The organism is Peptoniphilus sp. SGI.035 (assembly GCF_050315115.1).
Taxonomy (GTDB): Bacteria; Bacillota; Clostridia; order Tissierellales; family Peptoniphilaceae; genus Peptoniphilus_A.
On sequence record NZ_JBNPOJ010000022.1, the window covers coordinates 1 to 23,112 of the forward strand.

Annotated in this window: 24 protein-coding genes; 3 read left to right on the forward strand and 21 right to left on the reverse strand. The window is 32.5% G+C overall.

Annotation, left to right across the window (positions count from 1 at the left end; translation table 11 throughout):
- Window positions 1-70 precede the first annotated feature (70 nt).
- The 16 genes from ACQRC6_RS08620 to ACQRC6_RS08695 all read right to left on the reverse strand — a co-directional run bounded on the left by ACQRC6_RS08620 (window position 71) and on the right by ACQRC6_RS08695 (window position 15,707).
- On the reverse strand, window positions 71-982 hold the full coding sequence (locus ACQRC6_RS08620) for an RnfABCDGE type electron transport complex subunit B (RefSeq protein ID WP_427848556.1): 912 nt from the start codon (window positions 980-982) through the stop codon (window positions 71-73).
- Window positions 983-991: 9 nt separating this feature from the next.
- On the reverse strand, window positions 992-1,570 hold the full coding sequence (gene rsxA / locus ACQRC6_RS08625) for an electron transport complex subunit RsxA (RefSeq protein ID WP_293558161.1): 579 nt from the start codon (window positions 1,568-1,570) through the stop codon (window positions 992-994).
- Complete coding sequence (gene rsxE, locus ACQRC6_RS08630; protein WP_427848557.1) at window positions 1,570-2,166, reverse strand: electron transport complex subunit RsxE; 597 nt, start codon at window positions 2,164-2,166, stop codon at window positions 1,570-1,572. Before rsxE ends, rsxA begins: the two co-directional genes overlap by 1 nt.
- 10 nt (window positions 2,167-2,176) lie before the next feature.
- Entirely contained in the window at window positions 2,177-2,761 is a 585-nt protein-coding gene (locus ACQRC6_RS08635) for an FMN-binding protein (RefSeq protein WP_427848558.1), read from the reverse strand.
- Window positions 2,762-3,766 carry an RnfABCDGE type electron transport complex subunit D gene (locus ACQRC6_RS08640; RefSeq protein ID WP_427848559.1) on the reverse strand — a complete coding sequence of 335 codons (1,005 nt, stop codon included), beginning with the start codon at window positions 3,764-3,766 and terminating at the stop codon, window positions 2,762-2,764.
- 11 nt (window positions 3,767-3,777) lie between these two features.
- Window positions 3,778-5,112, reverse strand: coding sequence for an electron transport complex subunit RsxC (gene rsxC / locus ACQRC6_RS08645; RefSeq protein WP_427848560.1), 1,335 nt, complete (start codon window positions 5,110-5,112; stop codon window positions 3,778-3,780).
- 294 nt (window positions 5,113-5,406) lie between these two features.
- A complete protein-coding gene (locus ACQRC6_RS08650) occupies window positions 5,407-6,360 on the reverse strand; it encodes an ABC transporter permease (RefSeq protein WP_427848561.1) in 954 nt (317 codons plus the stop codon).
- Entirely contained in the window at window positions 6,353-7,480 is a 1,128-nt protein-coding gene (locus ACQRC6_RS08655; protein ID WP_427848562.1) for an ABC transporter permease, read from the reverse strand. The genes ACQRC6_RS08650 and ACQRC6_RS08655 overlap by 8 nt, the downstream gene beginning before the upstream one ends.
- Window positions 7,467-8,999: an ABC transporter ATP-binding protein gene (locus ACQRC6_RS08660; protein WP_427848563.1), complete on the reverse strand. Its 1,533-nt coding sequence runs from the start codon at window positions 8,997-8,999 to the stop codon at window positions 7,467-7,469. Before ACQRC6_RS08660 ends, ACQRC6_RS08655 begins: the two co-directional genes overlap by 14 nt.
- A 125-nt stretch (window positions 9,000-9,124) precedes the next feature.
- A complete protein-coding gene (locus tag ACQRC6_RS08665) occupies window positions 9,125-10,222 on the reverse strand; it encodes a BMP family lipoprotein (protein ID WP_427848564.1) in 1,098 nt (365 codons plus the stop codon).
- Window positions 10,223-10,357: 135 nt separating this feature from the next.
- Window positions 10,358-11,386: a hypothetical protein gene (locus ACQRC6_RS08670; protein ID WP_427848565.1), complete on the reverse strand. Its 1,029-nt coding sequence runs from the start codon at window positions 11,384-11,386 to the stop codon at window positions 10,358-10,360.
- 81 nt (window positions 11,387-11,467) lie between these two features.
- On the reverse strand, window positions 11,468-12,514 hold the full coding sequence (locus tag ACQRC6_RS08675; protein ID WP_427848566.1) for an ABC transporter substrate-binding protein: 1,047 nt from the start codon (window positions 12,512-12,514) through the stop codon (window positions 11,468-11,470).
- The gene (locus ACQRC6_RS08680) at window positions 12,511-13,296 is read right to left on the reverse strand and encodes an ABC transporter permease (protein WP_427848567.1); all 786 of its coding nucleotides are present in this window, start codon (window positions 13,294-13,296) and stop codon (window positions 12,511-12,513) included. Before ACQRC6_RS08680 ends, ACQRC6_RS08675 begins: the two co-directional genes overlap by 4 nt.
- Window positions 13,293-14,126 carry an ABC transporter permease gene (locus tag ACQRC6_RS08685; protein WP_427848568.1) on the reverse strand — a complete coding sequence of 278 codons (834 nt, stop codon included), beginning with the start codon at window positions 14,124-14,126 and terminating at the stop codon, window positions 13,293-13,295. The genes ACQRC6_RS08680 and ACQRC6_RS08685 overlap by 4 nt, the downstream gene beginning before the upstream one ends.
- On the reverse strand, window positions 14,123-15,157 hold the full coding sequence (locus ACQRC6_RS08690; protein WP_427848569.1) for an ABC transporter ATP-binding protein: 1,035 nt from the start codon (window positions 15,155-15,157) through the stop codon (window positions 14,123-14,125). Before ACQRC6_RS08690 ends, ACQRC6_RS08685 begins: the two co-directional genes overlap by 4 nt.
- Before the next feature lie 10 nt (window positions 15,158-15,167).
- On the reverse strand, window positions 15,168-15,707 hold the full coding sequence (locus ACQRC6_RS08695; RefSeq protein ID WP_427848570.1) for a helix-turn-helix domain-containing protein: 540 nt from the start codon (window positions 15,705-15,707) through the stop codon (window positions 15,168-15,170).
- Between the two features lie 178 nt (window positions 15,708-15,885).
- On the opposite strand from ACQRC6_RS08695, the gene ACQRC6_RS08700 reads away from it, so the two are divergent.
- Window positions 15,886-16,260: a hypothetical protein gene (locus tag ACQRC6_RS08700; protein ID WP_427848571.1), complete on the forward strand. Its 375-nt coding sequence runs from the start codon at window positions 15,886-15,888 to the stop codon at window positions 16,258-16,260.
- A 217-nt stretch (window positions 16,261-16,477) separates the two neighbouring features.
- Window positions 16,478-17,188 (forward strand): heparan-alpha-glucosaminide N-acetyltransferase, encoded by a 711-nt coding sequence (locus ACQRC6_RS08705; protein WP_427848572.1) that lies wholly within the window; start codon window positions 16,478-16,480, stop codon window positions 17,186-17,188.
- Between the two features lie 6 nt (window positions 17,189-17,194).
- Here the strand turns inward: ACQRC6_RS08705 and ACQRC6_RS08710 are convergent, their stop codons facing one another.
- The 4 genes from ACQRC6_RS08710 to ACQRC6_RS08725 are packed head-to-tail and all read right to left on the reverse strand — an operon-like array spanning window position 17,195 to window position 20,943.
- Window positions 17,195-18,037 carry a TPM domain-containing protein gene (locus ACQRC6_RS08710; protein WP_427848573.1) on the reverse strand — a complete coding sequence of 281 codons (843 nt, stop codon included), beginning with the start codon at window positions 18,035-18,037 and terminating at the stop codon, window positions 17,195-17,197.
- Window positions 18,038-18,046: 9 nt separating this feature from the next.
- Window positions 18,047-18,619: a LemA family protein gene (locus ACQRC6_RS08715; protein ID WP_075659093.1), complete on the reverse strand. Its 573-nt coding sequence runs from the start codon at window positions 18,617-18,619 to the stop codon at window positions 18,047-18,049.
- A complete protein-coding gene (thiI, locus tag ACQRC6_RS08720; protein ID WP_075659094.1) occupies window positions 18,609-19,790 on the reverse strand; it encodes a tRNA uracil 4-sulfurtransferase ThiI in 1,182 nt (393 codons plus the stop codon). Before thiI ends, ACQRC6_RS08715 begins: the two co-directional genes overlap by 11 nt.
- Before the next feature lie 4 nt (window positions 19,791-19,794).
- The gene (locus ACQRC6_RS08725) at window positions 19,795-20,943 is read right to left on the reverse strand and encodes a cysteine desulfurase family protein (protein ID WP_075659095.1); all 1,149 of its coding nucleotides are present in this window, start codon (window positions 20,941-20,943) and stop codon (window positions 19,795-19,797) included.
- Window positions 20,944-21,088: 145 nt separating this feature from the next.
- On the opposite strand from ACQRC6_RS08725, the gene ACQRC6_RS08730 reads away from it, so the two are divergent.
- Window positions 21,089-22,096, forward strand: coding sequence for a ribonuclease H-like domain-containing protein (locus ACQRC6_RS08730; protein ID WP_075659096.1), 1,008 nt, complete (start codon window positions 21,089-21,091; stop codon window positions 22,094-22,096).
- A 196-nt stretch (window positions 22,097-22,292) separates the two neighbouring features.
- Here ACQRC6_RS08730 and ACQRC6_RS08735 read toward each other — a convergent pair.
- The coding region (locus ACQRC6_RS08735) for a stalk domain-containing protein (protein WP_427848574.1) at window positions 22,293-23,112 on the reverse strand (820 nt) is incomplete at its 5' end.

Here is a 23,112-nt window from a genome sequence, read left to right on the forward strand (position 1 = left end):
TAATATTTTAAAGCAAAAAAACTGTCGTTATAGACAGTTCTTTTGTTTTAAGATATCAAATTAATTGAGATTAAGCATTAACTTTATCTGCTTCTGCTTTCTTTAGCTTTGCTTCTTCAAGTTTTGCTTGTCTTTCTTTTTCCTTCTTTTCTTTTTCCTTTTGTTTCATTTTTTCCACTCTTTCAGGATATTCACAATAAATTGCTCCTGTTGGACATTTTGAAACACAAATTCCACAGTTTATACACTTGTCATAATCAATTGATGCCAAGTTGTTTTCTACATGAATTGCATCCTTTGGACAATTCTTTTCACAAATGCCACATCCAATACAACCAGTTGAACAATTAGTTCTAACAACTTTTCCTGAATCAAGTGATTTACATTCAACAACTGTCTTTGATTTGTAAGGTCTAAGTGCAATGATTTTTTTAGGACAAATGTTAATACATTTCATGCAGGCAACACATTTTTCCTTGTCAACTACTGCAACGCCATTTACCATGTGAATTGCGTCAAATTCACAGACACTTACACAAGTTCCTCCACCACAACAACCATAGTTACAAGCTTTTGCACCTTGTTGATAGTCTGAAATTAATCTACAATCAACTAAATCATTGTAGTCATATTTATTCTTTGCCTTATTGCAATCTCCTTGACAAAGGACACAGGCAACATTTCTTTCTACATTTCCTGCATTAACACCCATTACTTGACTGACTTTTTCAGCCGTTTCTGCTCCACCGATTACGCAACCATTTACTGGTGCCTTACCCTTTGCAATAGCATCTGCAAGTCCGTCACATCCAGGAAAGCCGCAAGCTCCACAGTTTGCTCCTGGTAAGCAATCTCTAACTTCAGCGACCCTTGGATCTACTTTTACATAAAAAACCTTTGATGCTATTGATAGAATTACTCCAAAAAAGGCTCCTGCAATTCCTAAAAACAACACTGGGGTAAGAACTGTACTAATTTCCATAATTACCTCCTATACCAATCCGCCGAAACCTGAAAATGCAATTGCCATTAAGCCTGCACTTATAAGTGCAATTGGAACTCCTTGAAGTGCCTTAGGTACATTAGCAAGCATTAACTTTTCTCTTAGTGCTGCTATAAGTACAAGAGCAAGTGTAAAACCTACTGAAGCTCCAAATCCGCTAAATATTGTTTCTATTAAGTTATATCCATTTTGAACATTTAAAACTGTTACACCAAGAACGACACAGTTTGTAGTAATAAGTGGAAGATATACACCCATTGCTTGATAAAGTGAAGGTGATGACTTCTTAATAAACATTTCTACAAATTGTACAAGTGATGCAATTACAAGAATAAATGCAATTGTTTGTAAATACTCAAGCCCAAATTTATCTAATACAAAAATTTGAATTAGCCATGTTATTGCAGATGCAAGTACAACTACAAAGGTAACGGCAACTCCCATTCCAAGAGCAGTTTCTGTCTTTGAAGATACTCCTAAGAAGGGACAAATTCCTAAGAATTGAGCAAAAACATAATTATTTACAAGTATTGTTGAAATTAAAATCGTAAAAATACTTTCTAACATTAGTCTGCCCTCCTATTAAGTAATAATCTAAATCCTGCTATTAAAAATCCAAGTAGAATGAAAGCACCTGCTGGCGCACCCATAATTCCAATTCCTGGATAAGATTCTGGCAAAATATGCACATTAAATAATGTACCATATCCGAAAAATTCACGAACAAGACCCATTGCAACTACTGCAATAGTATATCCTACCCCTGTTCCAATTCCGTCGACAATTGATGGAACTAGAGCATTTTTATAAGCAAAACCTTCCGCTTCACCAAGAATACAGCAGTTAACTACGATTAATGGTAAGAAAATACCAAGTGCTGCATATATTGGTTGTGAATAAGCTTGAAGTATCATTTGTACTAATGTTACGAAAGTAGCAATTACTACGATAAAACAAGGAATTCTTATTTTATCAGGTATTATATTTCTTAGTGCAGATACTACTCCATTACTCATTATAAGTACAAAAGTAACTGCAACACCCATTGCTACTGAGTTTGTTAAATTATTTGTAATAGCCAGTGTTGAACAAAGCCCTATAAGTTGCATGAATACGGGATTGTTTTTAAAAGCACCGTCTAAAAAAACTTTAGATAATTTCATTTAATCCTCCTTATTCATTCTTTAAAACTTCGTTATAAACTTTAATAGCGTCGTTAGAACCTGCTAGAGCAGCTTTAGATGAAATTGTTGCAGATGAAAGCCACTTAACTTCATCATCAGCCTTTGGTTCTTTAGAAAGTTTCAAAGGACCTGCTGCAGATTTTCCCTCGTAAGATGGATAATATTCATCTGTTGTGATCCTAGAACCAAATCCACTAGTTTCACCATTGGAGATATTTCTAAATCCTGCGATTTTATCTCCATCAAGCAAGAAACCTAGAGCATTTGTCATAGCTCCGCCATAACCATTTGACTTTACGTTAACACCATATCCAACAACTTTGTCTGCCTTTTTAGCAACAAAGATTTTTTCGATATTTGGATATTTTTCTTTTATTGAATCTAATTTAGCTTTGTCAAATTCTTCAAAGCCATCTGCGTTATCTCCAAAAATAACTTTATAAGATGCAAGTGTATTTTTTAATTCAGTTTCTGCTATTACTGGAGCAGTAAAACTATTTACAACTGCCAATAATCCTGCAGATAGGGCGCAGAAAACTAAAAGTATAATTCCAAATTTTACTGGTTCTTTCATTTACTTCGCCTCCCCGTATGCACTTGTTATTGTAAGTTTATCAATTAAAGGTGTTGCAAGGTTCATTAGACATATTGCATAAGATACACCTTCTGGAAGAGATGCCTTTACTCTTATAACTGCAGTTAAAATACCACATCCAAGGGCAAATATAATTCTTCCCTTTCTATTAATTGGGTTTGTAGTGTAGTCAGTTGCCATAAAAATAGCACCAAGTAACAAACCACCAGCAAGTAATTCATAAGGAATCACATTCATAGGAATTCCAAGAATTCCAAGACATACTGCAGTAGTTGCAACATATATTACTGGGATTTCCCAAGAAATAACTTTTCTAACTACTAAATATACAAAACCTATTAAAAGTGCAATTGCTGAAGTTTCTCCAATTACACCGCCAATATTACCAATAAACATATCGCTCATAGCTGGAAGTTTTGATAAATCTCCACTTGCGATGATTTGTAGTGGAGTTGCATATGAAACTCCGTCCATAGTTGCAGCTGAAGTTGTAATGCTTTGTTTTAGTAATTCTGGTGAAATATAATCTGTTATTTGTTTTGGCCATGAAGCCATAAGTACAAGCCTTGCAGCAAGTGCAGGGTTCATAAAATTAAAACCAATACCACCAAAACATTCTTTAACAATTAAAATTGAAAAAACTGATCCGAAAGCTGCCATCCATAATGGGAAAGATTGAGGCATATTAAGTGCGATTAAAATTCCAGTTACAACAGCAGATAAGTCCTTAATTTGTACAGTCTTTTTAAGTGCACTTTGAGTAATATACTCAGTTGCCACACAAGCTACAACACAAGTTAGAATAAGAAGTATTGATCTCATGCCAAAAAAATAAACTGCAGCAATCATTGCAGGAACTAGTGCTATGATTACATCAAGCATAATTTTTTGAACAGTATCATTTGATCTAATGTGTGGAGCAAGTGAAACGAAGCGAGCTTCATTTACTGTAATCGGATCTTTAGTTATTTTATTATTTTCCAAATTGATCCCTCCTATTTCTTTTGATTAGCTCTGATTTCTCTTTTAGCTAATTTAACAGATGCACTTAGATGTCTTTTTGCTGGACAAACGAAGGAACATATACCACATTCCATACATTGATCAGCATGTAAATTAATACATAAATCAACATCTCCCTTTAAAATTGCATGATTAATATCTGTTGGATTAATATTTGCTGGACAGTGATCTACGCATCTTGAACATCTAATACATGGAGATTCAATTCTTTCTGTAACTTCTTTTTCAGTGAAAACTAAAATACCTGAAGTAGTTTTTGTAATAGGCGCATCAAGGCTAAACACAGATTTGCCAGTCATAGGACCACCGCAAATAATTTCTTTAAAGTTTTCCTTAACTCCTCCGCAGAAATCTAAAATATCTCCCACTGGAGTACCTATTTTAACCAAAATATTCTTTGGTTCCTTAATACCAGAACCGCTGACAGTTATTACCCTTTCGTAAGAAGGTCTTCCTTCAATCATTGCTTCATAAAATGCAAGAGTTGTACCAACATTTGTAAGGAAAACTCCAACATCATTAGTTACACCATTTTGTGGGACAATTCGTCCAACAACAGCTTCAGAAAGCCTCTTTGAATCACCTTGTGGATATTTAGTTTGACATCCAACAACTTTTAAGTGACTCCAATTAGGATTTTGGGAAATAACTTCTTCCATTTTTGCAATTGCATCTGGTTTATTTTCTTCAATTGCCATGTAAGAAACTTTTTGATTGTAAAAATATGAGAAGATGTTTAATCCTTCTAATATTTCTTTCGTTTTTTCTAGCATAATTCTATGGTCACAAGTGAGAAAAGGCTCACATTCTGCACCATTTATTATACATTCATCTAGCACTGGATTTTCACTCTTTAACTTAGCGTGTAGTGGAAAACCAGCACCACCCATACCGACTATTCCCTTGTCTTTTATGAAAGGAATTAAATCGTCAATTGGATGATCCTTATAATCCTTAAAAGATTTAAGGTCATCTACCATTTCATCTTTGCCATCGTTTTCTATAACGACACAATCACAATACCTTCCATCAGCAGTATACATCTTTTTAATTTCTTTAACTGTACCTGATACAGATGAGTGTATGTCCGCTGATATATAAGCATCAGAACTGCCCACCTTTTGACCAACTTTAACAGAATCACCCTTTGAAACAACTGGTGAGCAAGGCGCTCCAATATGTTGTGACATAGGTATGTAAGCAATTTTAGGACTTGGCATCCTCTCAATTGCAATTTTTTCTGTCAAAGTTTTGTGTTCGTCCATGTGAACTCCACCTACGGAAAAAGTGAGATTTCTTGAACTCATAAAACTTCACCCCTTATTCGGCCTAAGCCTAATTTTTACCTTTTGTTATAATTATAACACTAAATTTATTTAAAGTATATGATTCTACTTAAAAATTTGAAAGTAGAAAATCTTTTATAATCCTGAAAAGAAGTCATTTTTTAATTTAAAATTTTTTATTTGCCTAAATTTTTTTATGAAATTTTCTTTTATCTCACTAATTCATTAATATAATATTTTCTATAAATCCATAAAGTTATTATTCAATAAAAAATCTCACGACTTTAATCGTGAGATAAAAACTTAACTTATTTTTTAATTATTTCTCTCGTAAGGGATTCCATCAGCAGATGGTGCTCTAGAACCCTTAACAAATACAATTAACACAATAAGTGTAATTGCATAAGGAATCATTGAAAGCACATTTGTGTCAATTTTTATTCCAATTGAGCCAAGGAAAACTGAAAGACCTTGTGCAAAACCAAATAATAGACAAGCTAGCATTGCACCTTGTGGTCTCCATCCACCAAAAATAACTGCAGCAAGAGCGATAAATCCTTGTCCAGAAATAAGCGTTTCTCTATAATTTGAAACAACGGCAAGTGACATCGATGCTCCACCAAGTCCAGCCAAAAATCCTGATGCCAAAACGCAAATATATTTTATTTTGTAAGCATCTATGCCGAGAGTTTCTGCCGCTCTTGGATATTCCCCTACTGCTCTAATTCTAAGTCCAAGTCTTGTCTTATAAAGCAAAAAGTAAACTATAAATACTATTACAAAGGCAATATACACTGATACATATTGTGAAAAAACAATATCCAAAAATTTACTAATGCCACTACTTCCATTTTTAAATAAATGTCCAAATAAAACTGGAAGTTTATTTTCGTAAGGAATAGATTTTGACATTGCAGCCCCATCAAAGAAAAGTCTGCAAAGGAAAAGAGAAAGTCCCGGTCCAACTAAATTTATTGCAATACCACTTACAACATGGTCAGCCGCAAAATTTATAGTAGCAATGGCATGAAGAAGTGCCACGAGCATACCTCCAAGTCCACCGCATAAAAAGGCAATCCAAGGATTTCCCACATAATATCCAACAATAGAACCAACTACTGCTCCAATGGACATCATTCCTTCAAGTCCAATGTTAACAACTCCAGCATTTTCTGATAAAACTCCGCCAAGAGCTGTATAGATAAGAGGTGCTGAATATAAAAGTGTAATTGATAAAATACTTGCTAAACTTAAAAGTGAACTATTCATTTGCTCCTCCCTTATCTATGTTATTTACTTCTTTCTTTGACCATTTTTGGAAGAAAAATTTAATCATATCTAAAAGTTTTGGCATTGCTATAAATAAAATCATAATACCAACAATTATTTTTACAACTTCTGAATAAGTGCCAATAGTGGTAAGTTTTCCTCCACCATAAGTTAACCCTGCATAGAGAAGTGCCGCTGGAATTGTTCCAATAGGACTGTTTCCAGCAATAAGTGCCACAGCCATTCCATCAAAGCCATAACCTTCTTGTGCCGCCATCATTCCAATATCTCCTGAAACTCCAAGCACAGTTATCGCTCCTGCAAGACCCGCCAAAAATCCTGCAATTCCCATGGACTTTACAATAGATTTGTTAATATTAATTCCGCCATATTCTGCTGCCTTTTGATTGAAACCAACTGCTCGAAGTTCATAACCTAAAGTAGTCTTTTTAAGGATATACCAAATTACTATTGCTGCCACAATGGCGATTATTATTCCAAAATTTACTGGTGGATTTAAAATATCCCTTAAAAATTTATTTTGTGCCAAAAAAGCCTTTCCACCTTCGCTCATCTTCCATTCTCCAAGAATTTTTATACTTGCAGATTTTCTTATTGGATAGGAGTTATCTGACTCAATATTTCTTAAAATTGGAAAACTCAAAAGATAATTGCTTAAATAAAATCCAATCCAGTTCATCATAATTGAAGATATAACTTCATTTACCTCAAACTTTGCCTTTAAAACTCCAACAATTGCACCCCAAAGATAACCGCAAAGTGCACCGACAATTAGAGCAACTATTCCATGAATAACAGGTGGCAAATCTAATAAAAGTCCCACTACTAAAGCACCAATTGAACCAACAATATATTGTCCTTCAGCTCCAATGTTAAAAAGACCTGTATTAAAGGCAAAGGCAACGGAAAGACCAGTAAGGACTAGTGGTACCGCCTTTACAATTGTCCATGAAATATATTTTGGCTTGCCAAAGGCACCAAGAAAAATAACCTTGTAAGCTTCAATTGGATTTGTACCACTAATTAAAAGAATAATAGAACCAATTAAAATTCCAAGTACAATGGCAAGCACTGTATATAAAAATCTATTTCTCTTCATTTTTACCTCCTGCCATGTATAGTCCTACTTCACTCTCATTAGTATCCTTTGCATCAAAAGTTTTTAAAATTTTGCCATTATATATTACAGAAATTCTATCTGATAATGCCATGATTTCGTCAAGCTCAAAGGATATTAGAAGCACTGCCTTGCCCTTGTTCCTTTGATTAATCAAAAAGTTTCTAATATATTCAATAGCACCAACATCAAGTCCTCTAGTAGGTTGCGCCGAGATTAACAAATCTGGGTCATCAGAAATCTCCCTAGCTAAAATTACCTTTTGTTGATTTCCACCAGAAAGTTCTCCCGCCAGTCTTTTAATATTTCTAGGTCTAATGTCGTAATCATCTTCAAGCTTTGTCGCATATTCCTCAATATTTTTAAAATTTAAAATTCCATTTTTAGAGTATTTGTCTTTATAATAATTTTTTAAAATAATATTTTCTGCAACGCTAAAATTTAGGACTAAACCACGAAGTTGTCTATCTTCAGGAATTGAATTAATGCCCTTTTCAATAATTTCCCTTGGACTTTTATTTATAATTTCATCGCCTTTAAAAAGAATTGAACCACTTTCAGCTGCTTTAAGTCCTGTAAGAGTTTCAATCAGTTCAGATTGGCCATTGCCATCTACACCAGCTATGCCATGGATTTCTCCCGCTCTTACATCTAAATCAAGGTCATCTAGTTTTTTTACATTTCTAAAATCCCTTGCACACAATTTTTTGATTTCTAAAATAGTTTCTCCAGCCTTTACATCACTTTTATTAATATCAAGATGAACAGTCCTACCAACCATCATGTCCGCAAGTTCAGACTCACTTACATCAGAAACATTCACAGTTTTTATTTTTTTGCCACGTCTAATTATAGTACACCTATGTGCCATTTGTTTAATTTCCCTTAACTTGTGAGTGATAATTATAATTGACTTGCCCTCTTTAGAAAGATTTTTAATAATTTCAATAAGTTCAGTTATTTCTTGAGGCGTCAAAACAGCTGTTGGCTCGTCAAAAATCAAAATATCAGCACCTCTATAAAGCACCTTTAAAATTTCAACTTTTTGTTGAGTACCAACAGTGATATCTTCAATTTTAGCATCGGGATCAATTTTAAAACCATACCTTTCAGAAAGAGCAATAACATCTTCCCTAGCTTTTTTTATATCTACCTTAATTCCATTCATAGGTTCCATTCCAAGTACAATATTTTCAACTACAGTAAAGGGTTCGATTAACATAAAATGCTGATGAACCATTCCTAGTCCTGCTTTTATTGCGTCATTTGGATCCTTAAACTCTTTTTTCTCGTTATTTATATAAATTTCACCCGATGTAGGAGAACTCAAGCCGTAAAGCATATTCATAAGAGTAGTTTTTCCAGCACCATTTTCTCCAAGAAGAGAATGAATTTCACCTCTTCTAATATCAAGATCAATACCGTCGTTTGCAATGAAATCTCCAAATTTTTTTGTGATATTCTTCATGCGAACGACTAAATCTTTATTATCAATTTCCAAGACAAACGCTCCTTTGTTATGTTTACTAAATTATACCAAAGATTTATAAAATTTAAAAATAAATTGTAATAAAAAATCACCTCATTTATCAATGAGATGATTTTTTAAATCTTTACCTATTAAAATTATTTATATTGTTCGTAAGTTTCTTTGTTGTAAGGAACTTTAATTTCGCCAGAAATAATCTTTTTAGTGATTTCATCAACCTTCTTTAAGATTTCTGGTTTAACATTTTTGTCAGAAGTTGGTGCAATGCCAACTGCTCCGTCATTAGCAAGACCTAGCTCAATAGTTTTTCCACCTTCAAACTTGCCTTCTTGCATATCTTTTACAACTTGATAAATAGCAACATCGCCATTTTTCATTGCAGAAGTTAATACATTTTCAGGAGCTCTATCGCTTTGGTCTCTGTCTACACCAATTGCCCATTTACCAGCTTCTTTAGCAGCTTCAATAACGCCTTCTCCAGCTCCACCAGCTGCATGGAATACTACGTCAGCTCCATTTTGGAACATTGTTGCAGTAATTGATTTGCCCTTTTGAGCATCAGTGAAATTACCTACATATTGGCTAAGAATTTCAATATTAGTTCCCTTTTCCTTAGCTGCATAATCAACGCCAGCTCTGTAACCATATTCAAATCCCCAAATAATATTACCTTCTTGTCCACCAACAAATCCAACTTTGTTAGTTTCAGAAGTCATACCAGCAATATAGCCAACTAAGAAAGATGGTTCTTGTGCCCTAAACATAATTCCAAGTAAATTCTTTGGAGCTTCAACTTTTTTACCATCTTTTCCAGCAGTTACGTCTACGTCAACTATTGCATAATTAGTTTCAGGATACATTGCAGCAGCTTCAGCTATTGCATCGCCCATTTTAAAACCAGCACCAACAATTAAATTCTTTTCTTGGTCCGCAAAAGTTTCTAAATTTGGAGTATAGTCCTTAGTATCTTTAGATTCAATGTATTCAGCTTTAACTCCAAGTTCTTTTTGAGCTTTTTGTAATCCTTCCCAAACACCTTGGTTAAAAGATTGGTCGTTAACTCCACCTTCGTCAGTTACAAATCCAACATTTACATCAGTAGTCTTAGCTTCTTCTGTAGTTTTTTTATTAGTAGCGTTTGCATCTTTTCCTGCATCCTTTTTATTTCCGCCACCACAAGCAACAAGTGTCATTGCTAACAATAAAACTGCGACTAAACTTAGTTTTTTCTTCATAAAAAATCCTCCTATTGTTATTTAATTAAATTATATATTATAACTAAAAGTATTTCAATTTTAATGTAAGTTATAACAATAAAAAAGTTTTCATAAAAAAAGCCCAACTTAGTTGAGCTTTAAATTTTAAAATTTTTAACCTATAAATACTCTTGGAATTATAAATAATACAACTGAAATTACAAAATACATTAATAAAAATGCTACTGACTGTTTCAATTCTTTTATTCCAAAAGTTGCATCCTCATCTGCTGATAAAAATCTCGCTACTATTGATGCAATAAATCCTAAAATTGGATATACAATTAGTACCCCAAGGTTACTTGTTCCCTTGTCCATAAATCTAAAGAAAGCAGGAATCATAATAAACAATGCCCCTAGATAAATTGGGAAACTTCCCTTGTCTATCCAAATTAGTGCAATTACGCCAAGTGTTAGCACTAAAAATACCACTGTTGCAATTGTGTTAATCAGTGAAATTTTATTAATCAAACTTTGGTTAATTAATTCTAATTTATTTATATAATAACCGGAATTTGTATAAGCTTCCTTTACGCTATCAGTTGATTTTGTTGTTTCTGTCCAATTTTCTACCTTAGCATTAGTTACGAATATTGATGCGTCTTCAACTTTTTGTCCACCAGAAAAATATAGTGGGTTTGGATTGTAATAAACTTCAAACTCATATTCCCCAACTTTTTCTGACAAATTAAGTTTTACTTCACTAACTGCTTTAAACTCTTTATTATCAGTTTTGTTGTAGAAATCTTTAACCTTTAATTTTAATTTTTCTTCAAAAAGTGATTTGTTTATTTTATCAAAATCACCCTTTAGATTTACCTTTGACTTGCTGAATTTTACTCCTTCGCCAAAGAAAATTTGTCTAACAGGTGTACCCATTATTCTTGCAGTCGTGTCTTCGCCCGTGTAATTGAATTTTACATCGTATTTTATAAGTTTTTCACCGCCATCGTCGACAACAGATCTGGCAACTTGAAGATTTTCAACTCCATCGGAATTGTTAAATAAAATTCCATCAAATTTTCTTTCCACATTTGAATTTGGCCACATAAGAGACTTGCTAAAAAAAGCGGTTAAAGAAACTAACATAAGTGCTAATAAGAAAATTGCAAGTATTACAAGCTTTTTTATTCTCTTGTTCATTTTAAACCTCCATTATGAAAACATTTCGCTTATATTATAATAACACATGAAGGTCTTAAAATAAACAAATTTATTAGCATATTAAAGATTAGAAGCATTTATTTCTGTCCAAATTCTGTCGTAAACTTTTATAAAATCGCCAAGATCTCTAAAAGCTTCAAGTGGTGGAAGTTTGTCAATGTCTGGATATGCAACCTTGGAATTTTTAATTTCATCAGGAAGAAGGTCTTTTACGCCCTTAACTGGTGAAGTGTATCCAACACAGTATTCTGCATTTTTAGCTTGCACTTCAGGTTTAAGCATATAATTAATAAATTTTTCTGCTCCAGAAACATTCTTTGCGTTCTTTGGTATAACCATAGAGTCGTACCAAATATTAGAACCTTCCTTTGGCACTACATAATCTAAATCTTTATTTTGTTGCATCATTAGAAGTGCATCCCCAGAATACATAACAGAAAGATTTGCATCTCCTTGCACTACTACATCACGTCCATCATCGTCGAGATATGCGTAAACTAAAGGTTTTTGTTCAATAAGAGATTTCTTTACTTCTTGCAATTCCTTTTCACTTGTAGAATTTAGGGAGTAACCAAGTCTTTTTAGTGCAATGCCAATAGTATCTCTTTGTGAATTATACATAATTATTTGATTTTTGTATTTTTCATTCCACAAAATATTCCAAGAATCAACTGGGTCTTTAACCTCTTTCTTATTGTAGACAATTCCCACAGTTCCCCAGAAATATGGCACTGAATATTTATTTTCGGGGTCAAAAGTTGGATTTTTTAAATTATCTTCAACTCCATCAAAATTTGGAATGTTTTTAAAATTAATTTCTTGAATTAAACCTTCCTTAGAAAGTCTTTCAATCATATAATCGCTTGGAACTACTACATCGTACTTGTCTTGTGATTGAGTCATCTTTATATAAAGGTCTTCATTAGATGCGTAAGTGCCATAATTTACCTTTATTCCCGTTTCCTTTTGGAAATCCTTTAAAATTTGTGGGTCAATATATTCACCCCAGTTATAAACGTAAATTTCTTCCTTTGCACTTTTTTCTTTACCACAAGCAGTTAAAGTTAAAAGCATTAATAGTGATAGTGCTAAAATTATTTTTTTCATAGATTCACCTCAAAATTTTTATTTTTTTCACTTCTCTTGTTAATTATTACAAGTAAAATTAATAATGATACTAACATAAGTGTTGAAACTGCATTTATTGAAGGGTTTATTCCCTTTCTAGCCATTGAATAAATTGTAATTGATAAATTTGAAACTCCTTGTCCAGTGTTGAAGAAAGAAATTACAAAATCGTCAATGGAAAGTGTAAATGACATCAAAGCACCCGTAAGTATTGCAGGTTTTATCTGTGGAATTACCACGTGCATAATTGCATAAGTTGGCGTCGCTCCTAAATCTAAGGCTGCTTCAACTGTGTTTTTATTTAATTGATTTAACTTTGGGAGGATTGACAAAATTACATAGGGAATACAAAAAGTAATATGTGAAATAATCATAGTGGTGTATCCCATTCTTATATTAAATAGTCCAAATAATCCCATTAGTGCAACTGCTGTTACAATATCAGGATTTATCACTGGAAGATAATTAATATTTAATATAACATCCCTTTTAAAGCCACGAAGTTCATTTATTGCAATGGCAGCAACTGTTCCCACAATCGTAGAAATAACTGTTGCAACTACTGCAACAAGAATTGTAGTCCAAAGAGATGATAAAATTGCTGGGTCGTTAAATAGCTTTTTATACCACTTTAAAGTAAAGCCTGCCCAAGATCCCCTTAATTTTGAATTGTTAAAACTAAAGACCACAAGAATAACTATTGGTGCGTACAAAAATATAAAGGTCAAAAACAAATAAATTCTATCTATTATTTTTTTCACATCAAACCTCCTTGCATCTCTCCAGTTTTAATTTTTTTATTAAATAATTTTGGTATTAATAAAATCAAAAGCATAATAAATATTAGCACCATGGAAATAGCAGAACCAAAGCCCCAATCTCCCGTGAAAGTAAACTGCTTTTCAATTAAATTTCCTATTAAGTAGAAGTTGTTTCCACCAAGTAAGTTTGGCACTACGAAAGTAGAAATCGCAGGAATAAATACCATAGTTATACCTGTGTAAATGCCTGGAAGTGAAAGTGGAAAAATAACTTTTACAAAAACTTTAAAATCATTTGCTCCAAGGTCCTTTGCAGCTTCAATTAATTTTTGATCCATTTTTAGAAGCACTGTATAAATTGGAAGAACCATAAAAGGCAAAAAGTTATAAACCATACCTATCATAATTGCCTTAGAATTATACATTAAGTCCCAAGGTCCAAGACCAAAAAGTCCAATAAATTTATTTATAAGACCATTATTTCCAAGAAGTGTTAGCCAAGCATAAGTCCTTAGTAGAAAATTCATCCACATTGGAATTATAAAAACTAAAATCAAATTATTTCTCACTTTTTCACTCATTTTTGAAATAATATAGGCAACTGGATATCCAATTACTAGACAAAAAAGAGTTGAAACAGCAGCAAGAATTATGGAAGTAATTAAAATTTTTACATATAAAGGCTCAAAAAATCTTGCAAAATTATCTAAAGTAAAGGAAAAATCAGCTAAATTTGTATTGGAACTTAGCGCATGAGCTAGTATCAAAAATAGCGGCAATACAATAAAAACTAATCCCCAAAATAAATATACAATTGAAAATTTTTTCATGACAACCTCATTACATGGATTAAATCGGGCTTTATAACAATGCCTGTCCTATCTCCCACTTCTCTTTTTTCAGTTGATTGCACAAGCATACTATAACCATCTACATCCACAGTCATTTCGTAGTGAACACCTTTAAAGACTAAACTTGTAACAGTTCCTTCAATTTGATAATTTTCATCTACTAAAAGCACGTCTTCAGGTCTTACAACTACTTCAACATCTTCTCCATTATTAAATCCCTTGTCCACACAGACAAAATCATAATCCAAAAATCTTACTTTAAAATCTTCTAACATTTTTGCCTTAATAATATTTGATTCGCCAATAAAATCAGCAACAAAGGCATTTTTAGGCTCATTATAAATATTTAGCGGAGTATCCATTTGTTGAATTTTGCCATTATTTAAAACAATTATAGTATCGCTCATAGAAAGTGCTTCTTCTTGATCGTGAGTAACATAAATAAAAGTTATTCCAACACTTTTTTGAATTCTCTTTAACTCAATCTGCATGGCTTGCCTAAGTTTTAAGTCAAGTGCACCAAGAGGTTCATCTAACAAAAGAACCTCAGGTTCATTTACAAGGGCTCTTGCAATAGCAATTCTCTGTTGCTGTCCACCAGAAAGAGATTCAATTTCTCTGTTTTCAAAGCCCTCTAAATTTACGAGTTTTAAAACTTCCCTTACCTTTTCTTTTATAAGTTTTTTGTCCATTTTCTTAATATTAAGACCAAAGGCAATATTTTTGTAGACATTCATATGTGGAAAAAGAGCGTACTTTTGAAAAACTGTGTTTATCTTTCTCTCATAAGGCTCTTTATTTGTAATATCATTGCCATTAAAAAGAATTTGCCCTTCATCTGGCGCTTCAAAACCGCCAATTAATCTTAAAATAGTTGTCTTTCCACAACCACTTGGCCCTAAAATTGTAAGAAATTCATCCTTTTTAACCTTAATATTAAAATCCTTTAAAATAACATTGTCGTCAAAACTTTTTGTTACATTTTTTAATTCAATTACATAATTTTCCATAATTCACCGCCTAAAAATTTGGTGGAGAAGAAATCCACAAAATCTCAGCTTCACACTTTCCTTCATTTTTTAAATAATGGGAGCTATTTGCTTTAAAATAAAAACTTTCTCCCTTTTTAACTTTATACTCTTTATTTCCATAAATTAGAGTTACGCTACCTCTTATGACATAGCCAAACTCTTCCCCCTCGTAGGGTTGAACCTCTTTTGATTTTCCACCAGGACTTATTTTTATTCGCATAGGCTCCATTTCATTTTTTTGTGCATTGGGCACAACCCAATCAAGAACATAGCCAAGTTCTTCATTTTCACTTTCAAAAAAATCCTCATCTTTAAAAGTGATTTTTTCATTTTCTTCTTTTTTAAAAAAATGAGAAGGATCTGTCCCAAGAGCCTCTAAAATATCTAAAAGAGAATCAACAGAAGGCGATGTCAAATTTCTTTCAATTTGAGAGATAAATCCCTTAGTGAGTTCCGATCTATCTGCGAGTTCTTCCTGCGTAAGACCTTTTTCAATTCTCATATCTCTTATTTTATTTCCAATATCCATTGCATCACCTAAAATATTAAACAAATTACTTAAATTATTAAACTCATTAGAGTATAAATGTTAAAAATAATAATGTCAAGATTATTTATTTGTATATTATTTATTTACAAAATTTTACATTGACAAATATAATTTTTCGATTTATTATTTAATCACACTAAATTATTAAGAGGTATTTATGAAAAAAACTTTTGGTACACTATTACCTATATCTTTGTTGACATTACAATTAATAAGTCCTATCAATGCTTTTGCTAATCAATATGACTACTCTACAGATAACTCATGCTCAACATCTATAGAAATATCAAACAGTGATAATAATTTTCAAGATAGGTCTTCGGCACTAGCTGTTTTTTTTAGTGGAGTTGTAGTTGCTTGGGTAATAGATGGAGTTATTGAGTATACTACAGGAAAACCACCAGCTAGTTGGATATCTTACGGCTTAGAAAGAATAGAAAAATACATAAAGTCAGAGGCTAAATTAACCAGAAGACCTATATATGTTAATGAGTGCAATTTAGATCCTTATAGATGTCAAGGGGATGAATGATTATGTCTGATAAAGTATTTTATGGTATTCTCGGATTTCTATCTTATTTTATTATAAAAGGTGTTTACCTTTTTCTTACAAGTAAATACTGAATAATCTCTTATATAAAAAGCTGCAAAAGAATATTATAAAGTATTCTCTTGTGGCTTTTTCTATATTCTTACTTAATATTTATTATGCATCTCTGATTTATGTTATAATTTTCCAGAGGTGTAAAATGGATACTACAAAAAAAAGATACAATGCCATAGATTTTTTGCGTGGCTTTACTATTATAAATATGATAATTTTTCACGGCTTGTTTGATCTTGAAAATTTTTATGGCTTTAATTTTAATCATGACTTTTACTACTACCAACAATACATTTGTACTTCCTTTATTTTGATTTCAGGTTACTCTACACATTTTTCACATAATTTTAAGAAAAAGTTTTTGATTTTAACTGGACTTTCTCTTTTAATCACTGTGGGATCCTATATTTTTTCAAGAGATGATGCAATTTATTTTGGCATCATTCATTTTTTTGCTGCTGCAACATTAATTCACATGCTTTTAAAAAATTTCATAAAAAAAATAAATCCACAATTTGGACTTATTGTCAACACAATTTTATTTATAACTTTAAAAAATATTTACTATGGAAGTATTTTCTTTAATAGATTTCATCTTCCAAAGTCTTTTTACGACCTGAATTTATTTTTTCTTGGTTTTCCCGACAAAAATTTTTCATCAGGAGATTATTTTCCAATAATTCCATGGATATTTTTATTCTATATGGGATACTTCTTATTTTATATTATAAAAGTCGCAAAAAAAGAAGCCTCCCACAACTTTATAAATGTCATGGGAAGGCATTCTCTATTAATATATTTTCTTCATCAAATAATTTTAATTGGAATTTTTTCAGTTATATTTAGCTTTAGCTAGATGAGGCTAAATACTTCCGCTAGCACCACCGCCACCAGATGAACCTCCGCCGCCGAAGCCGCCAAAACCTCCACCTGATCCTCCGAAGCCGCCACTTCCACCGAAGCCACCAAAGCCTCCGCCAAAATCGTCGTCAAAATTTCCAGGTCCCCAGAATATTATCGGACCTCTTCGCCTTCTTCCACCAGAACCTCTTCCACCAGATCCACGACTTGAACCTCCGAAAATTATTGAAATTATAAATATAATAATTACAATTTTAATAATAGATTCAAAGGCACCGCCTTCATCATTATAATCGTCAGAATAATTGATTTCTTCTTGTGGTTCTCTCGCCACAATGTCAACATCATATTCCCTTTCATATAATTTAACAATCTGAGCATAGCCTTCTAGGATTGCCTTCTCAAAGGGTCTGTCGCCTTCATTTTCAGAAACAACTTTTCCCATAACCCTAATAATCCTCGAAGCATAGGCATCGGGAATAAAACCCTCAGAGCCATATCCCGTCTCTATTCTCACATATCTATGTGTATCGTCTAATAATGCCACAAGCAATAGAACTCCATTATCCTCGTCTTTATCTCCAATTTTTATATCATTAAAAATTTTCGTGCCATACTCTTCAATAGAATAATTTTCTAAATCCTTTACTACAATTACGGCAATTTCTCCACCAGTTTTCTTTTTTAAATCATAAGTTGTCTTATTTAAATAATCTATTGTATCTTGGCTAAGAGTATTTGTCTCGTCATAGACATTATAGGACATATTGTTTTTGTCAAAGGCTGCATAAACATTGAATATCAAGGTGAATACAAATAAAATTGTAGCTGCCAATTTTTTCATCTTAATCACCTAAAACTTAACTTCTGGTACTTTATTATCCTTTTCTGAAACCTCAAAATAATCTCTTGCACTAAATCCTAAAATTTTTGCAATAATATTTGTTGGAAATCTTCTAACTTTTTGGTTGTAAATTTTAACTGTTTCGTTATATCTCATTCTTTCAGTGGCAATCCTATTTTCAGTGCCTTCAAGTTGTGCTTGTAGATCTAAGAAATTTTGATTTGTCTTTAGCTCTGGATAGTTTTCTACCACTACATTTAACCTTCCAATAGCTTCTGTCAAATTATCATTTGCTTCAGCAAGTTCCTTAGGTGTGCTTGCCTCAGAAATACCAGCACGAGCCTTTGTTATTTCTGTAAAAGTTTCCTTTTCGTGGCTTGCATAACCCTTAACAGTTTCTACAACATTTGGAATTAAATCTGCACGCCTTTTTACTTGGTTTTGAACTTGTGCCCATGCACCATTTACATCCTCATCTAGTTTAACTAGATTATTCCACTGTCCGCCAAAGAAAATTGCAAATACAACGACAATAGCTATTATTGCAATAATCCCCACAGCACCTCTGTTTTTATTCTTCATTGCTTCCTCCTATTTTTTCTATTTTCATTTTATTTAAAGCTTCATCTACGAGCTTGTCGCAGTCAAGTTTTTCCTCAGATTTTACTATTCCCTCCACAGTTGGCGTCAAAAGTGGATGCTTTGGCAAAAACACCGTACAACAATCTTCAAAGGGAAGGATTGATGTCTCGTAAGTATCTATGTCCTTGGCTATGTCTATAATATTTACCTTATCCATGCCAATAAGTGGTCTAAAGACAAGTTTTTCTGTAATATCATTAGTAACCTTTAGACCATCAATAGTTTGTGATGCAACTTGTCCAAGGTTTTCTCCAGTGATAATGCAATCATATCTCCCTTCTTTTGCAATTTTATCTGCAATTCTCATCATAAATCTACGGGAGATAATAGTCATCTCATCCTCAGGACAATTTATATTAATTTCCTTCTGAATATCCAAAATATTTACAGAATAAAAAGTTAATTCTCCAGAAAAAGTAGAAATATCCTCTGCAAGTTTTTTTACCTTTTCCTCTGCCCTTTCAGAAGTGAAAGGATAGGAATGGAAGTGCAAACAGTCCACGAGGACACCTCTTTTCGCCATTAAAAATCCAGCAACTGGAGAGTCAATCCCACCAGAAAGGAGGAGAAGTCCCCTGCCATTTGTGCCAGATGGAAGTCCACCATAAGCCTTAAATTTGTCTATATAAATATAAGTATCCTTTTTTAAATCGCAGTAAACATAAAAATCCGGCTGGTGAACATCTACTTTTATATCAAAATTTTTAAGGACAATGCCGCCTATTTTGGCACTTATTTCCATGGAATTAAGCGGGAAGGATTTGTCGCCTCTATTTGTCTTTACCTTAAAAGTTTTGTAATTTGGGTTTTTTTTCAAAGCTTCATCCACAATTGTTATTACGCCTTCTTCAATTTTATCCCAATTAGTTTCCACAACATAACAAGGCGCAATATAGACAATGCCAAAGACGTGTTTAAGACGATTTATCATCTTGTCCTCATTATCAGCCACAAGTTCCACATAGACCTTTCCCATATTTTGATAAATTTTGCCATGGTCAATATTTCTAAGATTTCTCTTAATAGTTGAAATAAGTTTATTTACAAATTTATATCTATTTTTTCCCTTTAATACAAGCTCACCAAGGGAGAGCGCCATAACTTTTTTCATTTTATCACCCCCTAATAATATTTCTAATTTCACCTACATACTTAACAAGTTTTTCCACAAAAATATCTATTTCTCCTTTTGTAGTATCCTTTGAAGTACAAACTCTTATTGTCCCTTCTGCATACTTATCTGATAGACCAATTGCCTTTAAAGTATTGGACTTGTGTGTACCATTAGAATTACAAGCAGATGCCGTTGAAATGTAAATCTCATCGCCTTCTAAGTAGTGGAGGAGAACCTCTGCCCTAATATCTAAAATTGAAAGAGAAATTATAAAATCCGTAGCATTTTCTGGCGTATTTATCTTATAATCCTCTAAATTCTCCCCTAATTTCTCAAGAAAATAATCCTTTATCTCTTTCGCATGGCTAAGCCTCTTTTCTAAATCTCTTTTAGTGAGTTCACAAGCCTTGCCAAAACCAAGTATGCCAGGCACATTTTCCGTACCCGATCTAAGACCTCTTTCTTGACCACCGCCAATTACAAGACTTTCTATGTTTAAATCCCTTCTTTTGTAAAGAGCGCCCATGCCCTTTGGCCCATAGATTTTATGTGAAGAAAAAGAAAAAGTATCGCAGCCCAAGTCCTTTACATCAACGGGAATTTTTCCAACAGCTTGAACTCCATCAACATGGCACAAAATATTTTTGTTTTTTGACTTTGCAATATCAAAAAGTTTTCTAATATTATTTACAGTACCAAGCTCGTTGTGAACATAGATGAGAGAAACTAAAATGGTATCCTCACTTACCGCTTCTTTAAACTTTTCTACATCGACTGCACCAGTATTGTCCACATCTAAATAACAAACATCGTAGCCAAGTTCTTTGTAGTGCTTAAATTGATCGTCAATAGATGCATGTTCAATGGCAGAAGTTATAATCCTCTTGCCCCTTCTCCTATTTTTTAGAATAGCACCATGTATAGCAATATTATTGCTTTCCGTTCCTCCCGATGTAAAATAAATTTCATCAGCATTAGCACCAATAAGTGCAGCGACATTTTTTCTAGCAACCTCAATTTCCCTTTCAACCCTATGACCAAAGCTGTGAAGAGACGAAGGATTTGCAAAATCATGGACAAGTGCCTTCATCATCATATCAATAACTTCCGCATCGGGCTTTGTAGTTGCACAATTATCTAAATAAATCATAAATCTTCCTTCTATCATAATAAAAACTTTCCCATATATTATACTATAATATGATTGTCGATTCTATTTATAATTGGAATTAGAATTACGGTGAAAAATTATAAAATTGCAAAAAATTTAATGATATACTTATATTGGTGATAGCGTGAAAAAATTAGAAAGAAAAACTAAAAGAACTTCAAAAAATTACATAAAAATAGAAACTTCTGGACTTTCACGAGAAATTGATTCCCTTATCGCAGTGAGTATAATAGAAAAAAATTCAGAAATAGTAAAAACTTTTTGCATAGAAAATTTCAAAGAAGAGAAAAAATTGTTGGAAGAAGTATTACCCTTGATTTCAGGAAGAGAACTTGTATCCTACTCTGGCAAATCCTTTGACATACCCTTTATAAAATCAAAAACAAAATTTTATTTTAATAAAGACATAGATTTAAATTTCATCGACCTACAAGAAATCACAAAAAAATATAACTTTATATTTAATCTATCCTCCCATTCAAATAAAGCACTTATAGAAAAGTTTATCGAAAAAGAAGCATTAAAGGACAAAAAAAATTACGAAGGCATAAAAATAAAAACACTTTTCAAAAAATATGTAGAAGGCGAAAAAGAATCCTTAGAAAAAATTTTAGAATATAATTTTATTAGCTTAGAAAATTTAATTTCTTTGGACTTAAAAATCAGTGAAAATTTATGTAAAGAATTATCCCTCAATATTTTAAATTTTATGTTTTTTATAGAAGATTTAAAACTAAAAAACAATACCATAGAAATTTTGGGACTGACAAATTATAATAAAAATTACTTTAATACAAAGGAACAATACACCCTCGAAATAAATAATAGAGATATAATAAAAAATTCCAGAGGATTTTTAAATTTTTGTAAATTAGAAAACAAAGAGGAACTTGCAAAAGATTTTCCAACTCAAAACAAAAAATTTAGCCTAAAGATAAATACAGAAGACGCACTTTATGACGCCAAAAATCTTTGCTACTACATTCAAAAAAAAGACCTTCCCTTTGAAATCTTAAATCGAGAAAAAATAAAAAGCCCCTCACAAATTATCATCCTCTATTACAAAGACCACAAATTTAAAAACGAAAAAGAAGTCATGAAAAAAATAATAGAAAAAGAATTAAAATATTAAAAAAATTTAGACCATCTAAAAATATTGAAGATGGTCTAAAACTATAAATTCCCTTTAAAATTTTATCAATAAATTCTTTATAATTAAATTGTATATTGCAAACCCTTATAAAGAACTTACTCGTAAAAATCCCTTCCAAATTTTAAAAATATGTAAAAGAAAAGACCGATTGCTCGGTCTTTCTTCTTTGCACAATTTATCTTCTAATATAAATTGTAGCTGTTCTAGCTTCTCCATCCCATTCAATGTCTTGGTCTACTCCATCAAGAGTATTTCCATTAGTTAAACCAAATACATTTGCTACATTAGTAACTGGTACTAGAATTCTGTCATTGATGTTAAGAGGTTTAGCATCCATCTTAATAGTCTTTCCATTTGAAAGAACAATTTCGTCGCTGTCAATTTGAATTACAGCAGTTAAACCGTCCTTAGTAAATGTTGCTGTCCTAGTCTTAGCATCCCAATTAACATCTGCTCCAATAGCTTCTGCTACATATCTTAATGGAAGCATAGTTCTGTCATTTCTAATGACAGGAGTAACGTCCATCTTGTGATCAGTAGACTTGTAGTTTCTAACTTCTTGGTAATCATATTCATCAATGTGGAATATATACCAAAGTTTGTCGATAACTGTTGAACCTTGACCAGTCTTTCCAGGTACTACTGTATAAACTGGATAAGTTGGAGTCTTGTGATCTCTACCACGAATTATCGGTTCATCAACTTCACCTGGAGTATATCTTTCTTTAACAACTGTAGTTGCTGATGTTGGTGTCTTTCCTTCTTCAGTTTGAGTTGCTCTAATAACATCACCTGCTTTAGGTTCTTTGCCATCAGGTACAATTACTGACCAAGTTCCATCATCATTAACCTTAGTTTCACCAATAATATTTCCATTATCATCAGTTACAACAATATCCGCTCCTGGTTCACCTTTACCAGTGATAACTTTATCGCCTTCAATTACATCATTAATTGCTGGTGTAGCTGAATTATTGTCATCAACTTTTGCTTCT